The organism is Spiroplasma endosymbiont of Lariophagus distinguendus (assembly GCF_023846195.1).
In the GTDB taxonomy this organism is placed as follows: Bacteria; Bacillota_I; Bacilli_A; order Mycoplasmatales; family VBWQ01; genus Spiroplasma_E.
The window spans coordinates 1-7223 of the sequence record NZ_JALMUW010000052.1 but is presented as its reverse complement, the minus strand read 5'-3'; the positions used below and the strand labels follow the sequence as shown (position 1 = coordinate 7223).

Genomic DNA, 7223 nt, shown 5'->3' with positions numbered 1-7223 from the left:
CTAATGATTCTGGTATTGATATAATAACAGAATCAATTAAAATGATAAAATCAGTTTAATTTATTAAGCTATTTAAATTAAATTTTATTTGTCTTTAAAAGATAAATATTTATAAAGTATTAATTGTTACTTTATTATTTATATTATTGACTGGGTTTTGTAATTCAAAGTTATTGATGTTCGTTACATCATTATTTGCTAATAAAGGAGTTCTTTTTTTAGATTTTGAAAATGATACTAGCATATTTTCTATTAATCCTTTAGTGGCATTTGTTATTTTTTTATTACCAACTTGTGTTATGTTTAAACTATGAATTAAAGGTACAGAACCCATTATGCATACTACTAAATTATTTGGATTTAAAATAGTATTTAATTTATCTTTTATTGATTTTCCATTTTTTGTATTATCATAAAAAATAAAATAGTGGATAAACTAAGACCAGTTAATAATATTCCGGTGGAACTAATTATAGTTCCAATTATGAATTCTTTAAAATATTTACTGTTATTATTTTGAATAGGCATGTTTAGTTAACTCCTTGTTTTTTTACTCATAAAAATTATTTATTTTTAATTATTTACTTTAAAATAAAGAAAATTTAATTTTATAATTTCATTATATTATAATTCAAATTATTAATAAAATTTGATAGTAAAATATATGTTAAATTTTTTTATAAAATTTAAGGAATAAAAGTATCTATTTTTCAAAAAATAATATGATATAATATGTGGGTGAAGGATATAGCGGAAAAGGTCTTTCATGTACTTATTTTCTAAGTTTGGTCAAAGATAGTGTGGAAATATATATTATTATAGTAATGTAGAGTTTATTAACTTTTATCTTTAAAAGATAAAAAAATATTAATTTTAAAAAAGAGTATTTAAATCAAATGTAGTCTAAAAGCAAAGAGGGGTATTATCATGATTAAAATATATGTTTCGCCAAGTTGTTTGTCTTCAAAAAAAGTTATTCAATTTTTTGATAAACATAAAATTCCATATATTAAACGTAATATTATCCATAATCCATTGACCGATACTGAAATTAAATTATTATTAAGATTTGTACCAAATGGTGTTGGTGATATTATTTCAACAAGAGCAAAGTTTATTAAAACACATGCTATTAATATTGAAAAGTTAACAATGTTACAAGTTTTTGATTTAATTAAAACTTCACCAACTGTTTTAAAACGTCCAATTATTGTTCAAGAAAATAAACAACGTATTCAAATTGGTTATAATGAAGATGAGATTGAATTATTTTTACGTGGTTCTATTGAAAACGAATTTGAAGATTCTTGTGAAATATTTTAATTGAAATATGATTGGAATACATGATGAAAAATTATAAATTTACAATTATTGCTAATAAATATGAGAATTCTCAATCATTAGCTAAGGAATTAAGGGCCAAGTTATTGGCCCTTAAAGCACTTGAAGATACTTCTTTTCCAGATATTGTTTTTATTATTGGCGGTGATGGAACATTTTTAAAAGCTGTTCATGATTATAATAATATACTCAATACTGTTAAGTTTGTTAGTTTTAAATGTGGTAATCTTGGTTTTTATGAAAACTTTTTAAACACAGAAGTTGACAAAGTATTAATGTGAATTGATAAAAATGATAATAATTTAATAGTAAATAAATTTTCATTATTAGAAGTAAATATTAATAATAAGATTTTATATGCTATTAATGAAGTTAAATTTGTTAATTTAACAACAACTCTTTCATGTCAAGTGTTAATTAATAATCAATTATTTGAAAACTTTCGTGGTTCTGGTTTAGTTATTGCAACAAGAACTGGTTCGACGGGTTTAATGAAATCACTTGGTGGTGCTGTTTTAATTTCAAATCATAACTTAATGCAATTTCATGAAATTGCTCCAGTAGCTAATAATAGTTATCGCAGTTTAAATTCACCACTAATTTTGGATGAAAATCATGAAATTACTTTGAAAAATATTCAAAAAGATAGTAAATTGAGCGATTTTGGAAAATTAATTGTTGATACTTTTGATTTTAATGATAAACTAAATGATAAGGTAACAATTAAATTATCAGAATTAACGTTACAAGTTTTAGAATATCGACTTAATCATTATTCTTTACTTGCTAAAGTAAAAAAAGCTTTTATTCAAGAAGATTAAGAAAATATTTAAAAATATATTAATTAAGGAAGGTAATCATGCCAATTTGACAAATAGTATTATTAGTTATTGCATTGTTATTTGCTGTGGCTAGTATTGGGATTTGAATATGAAATGTTAGTACAGCTAAAAAATTACGCAATCAACAAGAAAGTAATTCAAAACCTATTAATAAACCACAAAAATTCCCATTTAAATTACAAAATTTTATTGTTGATTTAGGGGGAATTGATAATATTAAAGAGACAACAGCAACAGCAAATAAAATTAAGGTAGAGATTATTGATCATTCAAAAATTAATTTTAATAATCTTAAAAAAATTAAAAATCGTGGTATTTTAGACCAAGACGATAGTGTTAGTTTAGTCTTAGGAACTTATTGTAATAATTTAAGTATTGCTATTAATGATCTTATTAAATTAAATAATGAGAAATAAGTTATTTTTTGTAATATCCATAAATACCATTAATTAAAACATAAGTGTTAGTATAGCCCAATTCTCTGAGTGTTAGTGCAGCAGCAGTTGAACGATTTCCTGCATTACAAATAGTTATAATCACTTGATTTTTGTTTTCAATATATTTACTAGGATTTTTAATCAAATCATAGTAAGGAATATTAACAATATTAAGTTCACCATTATCATTTGTTATTTTTTTTAAAATTTGATATTCAGCAACATCACGAACATCAATAATTAAAGCTTTATTTTTAATTTTATCAAAGTCTTTATTTGAAATTGAAATTTCATTTTGTATTTTATGTTTAAACATAAGTTATGACCTCCTAAAATAAAATTGTTCTATAACTTATTTTAACATTTTATTATGCTATAATGCTCATAGTTGCGACAAAAAATGGAAGCTAAGGAGTAAATAATGTTAAAAGAAAAATTCCTTTTTAAAGAAGGAAAATATGAATTAATTGTTGAATTAGGTACAATGGCTAATTTAGCAGAAAAATCAGTAAAAATTACTTATGGAAATACAGTTGTATTAACAACTGTATCATATAATGAAGTTATTAATAATCAAGATTTTTTTCCATTACAAATAGTTTTTCAAGAAAAGTTATATTCAGTTGGTAAGATTCCAGGTGGTTTTTTAAAGCGTGAAGGTCGACCTAGTGAATATGCAACACTATGTGCTAGATTAATTGATCGTTCAATCCGTCCATTATTTCCAAAAGGTTTTGTTAATGAAGTGCAAGTTGTAAATAATGTTTTTGCGTTAGATGATGCTTGTGATGTTAGAGTAAATGCAGCTTTTGGTACTTCACTTGCTTTAGGATTAAGTAGTTTGCCATTTCAGGGTCCTAGTGCTACTGTTGTTGTTGGTAAAATAAATGATGAACTTGTCCTTAATCCAACACAAGAGCAATTATTAAATTCAAAAATGGAATTGATTGTTGGTGGAACAAAAGATGCCATCAATATGGTTGAAGCTGGATGTCATGATATTTTAGAAAAAGATATGATTAAAGCATTAAAATTTGCACATGAACATATTATTAAATTAATAATTTTTCAAGAAAGTATCATTGAAAAATTAAAACCAAATAAATTTAAACCACAGTTAGCATTAATTCCTGTTAATATTGAACAATTTGTAGAAACAAATTGTCAATCACAAATTAGTAAAATTAGTACTACTGTTGATAAAAAAAGTCGAAGTAACTTGATTAAAAATTTAGTTGAAGAAACATTTCAAAGTTTTAAAAATAAATTTAATCAAGAAGTTTTAAATGCTGGTGAAGAAACAACTATTCATAATTTACGCAAAAGTATTGATCAATTATTACAAAAAGCAATGCGTACTATGATTTTAAAAAATAATGTACGAGTTGATGGACGAAAAGCAGATGATATTAGAAAATTAACAAGTATGATTGATGTTTTACCTATTGTTCATGGTAGTGCAATGTTTACTCGTGGTGAAACACAAGTTTTATCAGTTTTAACTTTGGGTGCACTTGCGGAACATCAAATTATTGATGGATTAGGTAAAGAAGAGTATAAACGTTTTATTCATCATTATAATTTTCCTCCATTTTCTGTTGGTGAAACCGGAAGAATGGGTGTTCCTTCACGACGTGAGATTGGTCATGGCGCCCTTGGTGAAAAAGCATTATTACAAATTATTCCTCTTGAAAAAGATTTTCCTTATACAATTAGATTAGTATCAGAAGTATTAGCATCAAATGGTTCAACTTCACAAGCAGCAATTTGTGCTTCATCAATGGCATTAATGGCTGGTGGTGTACCGATTAGAGCTGCAATTGCTGGTATTGCCATGGGTTTAATTAAAGAAGAAAAAGATTTTACAATTTTAACTGACATTCAAGGATTAGAAGATCACTTAGGTGATATGGATTTTAAAGTGGCGGGAACAGCTAATGGTATTTGTGCTTTACAAATGGATATTAAAATTACTGGTATTGATTTTAATATTATTACACAAGCTTTAGAAAAAGCCAGAATTGCGAGATTACAAGTATTAGCAAACATGAATGAAGTAATTAAAAAACCTAGAACTACATTGGCACCTAATGCTCCAAAAATTATTCAAAAGTTAATTCCAATTGATAAAATTCGTGATATTATTGGTGTTGGTGGGAAAGTTATTAATAAAATTATTACCGACTGTGATAATGTTAAAATTGATATTGAAGATGATGGACGATTGATGATTTATCATAATGAACAATCAGCCATTGATAAAGCTTGACAAATTATTGAAAGTATTGTTAATCCTGTTCAAATTAAAATCGGTTCTGAATTTGATAGTAAAGTTGTAAAAATTGTTAATTTTGGTGTTTTTGTTAATTTACAAGATAAGATTGATGGTTTAATTCATATTTCAGAATTTTCAAAAAAATTTAATAAACGTATTGATAATTTAAATAATGTCGTTAAAATCAATGATATAATTAAAGTTCGAGTAATTAAAGTTGAAGATAATAGTAAGCTTAGCTTAGAAATTATTGATAAATAATTTGAAACTATTTTTAATGAAAATTAATTACAGTTTTATTATTAAATTAGTGTTAAAATACTAATAACATAATATAGCAGCATCTTGGGAATTTAAGTTAAAGTTTTAATTTTTATGTTCTTCTAAGATATTAAATTTTATAAAATAAAAATAAAGAAAGTAGAAAACTGGTGAAAACATGGCAAAGATAAAAGTATTTGCTCTGGGTGGATTAGATGAACGTGGTAAAAACTTATATGTTGTTGAAGTAAATGATAAGATATTTGTATTTGATGCCGGCATTAGACTCCCAGAAAGAGAAATTTTAGGAATTGATATTATTATTCCAGATTATACATATTTAAAAGAAAATAAACATCGTATTCAAGGTATATTTATTTCAAAACCATCTGATGATGCTTTTGGAGCACTACCTTATATTTTAAAAGATTTTAATAAAATAAAACCCGAGTATAAAGTTCCAATCTTTACTAGTAAACTAACTGATTTTATGATTAAGCAGAAATTAGAACGTTTTCGTTTTATTAATGAAAATGAAATTATAATTAAAACTATTGAACCTGAACAAAAAGTATCATTTGGTAATGTTGTTGTTAAAACATTTAAAACAACTACTTCAATTCCAGGTAGTTTAGGTTTTGTTCTAACTGTAAATAATGGTGAAAATATTAAATTAAATGAAACAATTGTTTATACGGGTGATTATATTTTTGATGGTGAACATCGTAGTGATTTTACTACTGATATTCAACATTTAGCTAGTGTTTCTAAAAATGATGTTTTATTATTAATTAGTGAAGCAACATGCGCCAATAGAAAAGCTTTTACAGCTCCTAAGCATAAAATTCAAACTATTATTGAACCAGTATTAAAAGAAGCACCAGGAAGAGTTATTCTTGCATGTTATGATCAAGATTTATATCGTGTTAGTGAAATTCTTAATGCTATTAAAGAAACTAACTCTAAACGTAAAATTGCAGTTTATGGTGCAACTTTATATGATATTTTATTAAAAGTTAATGATTTAAACGCTTTCAATATTGATAAATCACAAATTATTAATTTAGCACAAACAATTGGTACTAAAGATACAGTAATTATTGTTACTGGTAGTGGTGAGCGTTTATTTACTAGAATGAATAAAATTGCTATTGGTAATGATGATTATTTAAAACTTGAATCCCAAGATACAATAATTTTAGCAACTCCACCAATTCCAGGAAATGAATTGGCTCATGCAGCCTTATTAGATGACTTAGCACGTACTGATGTTAAAGTTATTAATATATCAGAAAAACAAGCTTGAAGTTTAAATGCTTCTTATGAAGATATTAAGTTAATGGTTAATATTATTGAACCAAAATATTTTTTACCAGTTAAAGGTTTATATAAAGATTTTGTAGTAGCACAAGCAGCAGCCATTGATGCTGGTGTATTACATAACAATGCTTTAATTCATGATAATGGTGAAGTTATTACTTTTGAAAATGGTAAATTAATTGATAATTTTGTTAAACAGTATGTTGCACGTCCTTCTCGTTTTAATGATAAAAATGCTACTAATAAAACAACAGATAACTTAATAAAAACTGGTGATGTATATGTAGATGGTATTGGTGTTGGTGATATTGGTTCCATTGTTATTAGTGAAAGAAAACAATTACAACGTGATGGTATTTTAATTACAGGAGTGACAATAAATCGTAAAACTAAAGAAATTATTTCTTTAATTGATGCACAAATGCGTGGTGTTGTTTATTTAACTAATAATGAAGAAATGTTGAAAAAATTGCAAAACATTATTATTAATGTTATTGAAAAATATAAAACTAATAATGCTTTTAGTCTTAGTGAAGTTAAGACTAAAATGAAAAATGACTTACAAGATTATATTAAAAAAGAAACTGGTAAGTTCCCTATGATTTTAACAGTTGTTAATGAAATTTAAGGTTAATGATATTATCATTAACCTTAACTTATATAATTTTTCATATTTAAACTAATTTTAAAATTTATATAATGTTTAGTAAATTAGAACCAGTTTAGAAAAATTACTAAAAACTATTG

General features: G+C 24.9%; 7 protein-coding genes. 5 read left to right on the top strand and 2 right to left on the bottom strand.

All coding sequences use genetic code 4. The annotated features are described in order from the left end of the window. Nucleotides 1-109: 109 nt before the first annotated feature. Nucleotides 110-334: a hypothetical protein gene (locus tag M0D11_RS04680; protein WP_252320550.1), complete on the bottom strand. Its 225-nt coding sequence runs from the start codon at nucleotides 332-334 to the stop codon at nucleotides 110-112. A gap of 593 nt (nucleotides 335-927) precedes the next feature. On the opposite strand from M0D11_RS04680, the gene M0D11_RS04675 reads away from it, so the two are divergent. Genes M0D11_RS04675 through M0D11_RS04665 form a run of 3 tightly spaced genes read left to right on the top strand, consistent with a single transcriptional unit; the run spans nucleotide 928 to nucleotide 2599 of the window. Then, nucleotides 928-1323 carry a Spx/MgsR family RNA polymerase-binding regulatory protein gene (locus M0D11_RS04675; RefSeq protein ID WP_174481244.1) on the top strand — a complete coding sequence of 132 codons (396 nt, stop codon included), beginning with the start codon at nucleotides 928-930 and terminating at the stop codon, nucleotides 1321-1323. A gap of 23 nt (nucleotides 1324-1346) precedes the next feature. Further along, complete coding sequence (locus M0D11_RS04670) at nucleotides 1347-2162, top strand: NAD(+)/NADH kinase (protein ID WP_252320548.1); 816 nt, start codon at nucleotides 1347-1349, stop codon at nucleotides 2160-2162. 38 nt (nucleotides 2163-2200) lie between these two features. Continuing rightward, entirely contained in the window at nucleotides 2201-2599 is a 399-nt protein-coding gene (locus M0D11_RS04665; RefSeq protein ID WP_252320546.1) for a PTS sugar transporter subunit IIB, read from the top strand. Between the two features lies 1 nt (nucleotide 2600). On the opposite strand, the gene M0D11_RS04660 is transcribed toward M0D11_RS04665, so the two are convergent. After that, entirely contained in the window at nucleotides 2601-2936 is a 336-nt protein-coding gene (locus M0D11_RS04660; RefSeq protein WP_252320544.1) for a rhodanese-like domain-containing protein, read from the bottom strand. 105 nt (nucleotides 2937-3041) lie between these two features. Here M0D11_RS04660 and M0D11_RS04655 point away from each other — a divergent pair, with 105 nt between their 5' ends. Together M0D11_RS04655 and M0D11_RS04650 are read left to right on the top strand one after the other, a co-directional pair. Beyond that, nucleotides 3042-5156, top strand: a complete 2115-nt coding sequence (locus M0D11_RS04655; RefSeq protein ID WP_252320542.1) for a polyribonucleotide nucleotidyltransferase — start codon at nucleotides 3042-3044, stop codon at nucleotides 5154-5156. 178 nt (nucleotides 5157-5334) lie between these two features. Further along, entirely contained in the window at nucleotides 5335-7104 is a 1770-nt protein-coding gene (locus M0D11_RS04650; protein WP_252320540.1) for a ribonuclease J, read from the top strand. Nucleotides 7105-7223 lie beyond the last annotated feature (119 nt).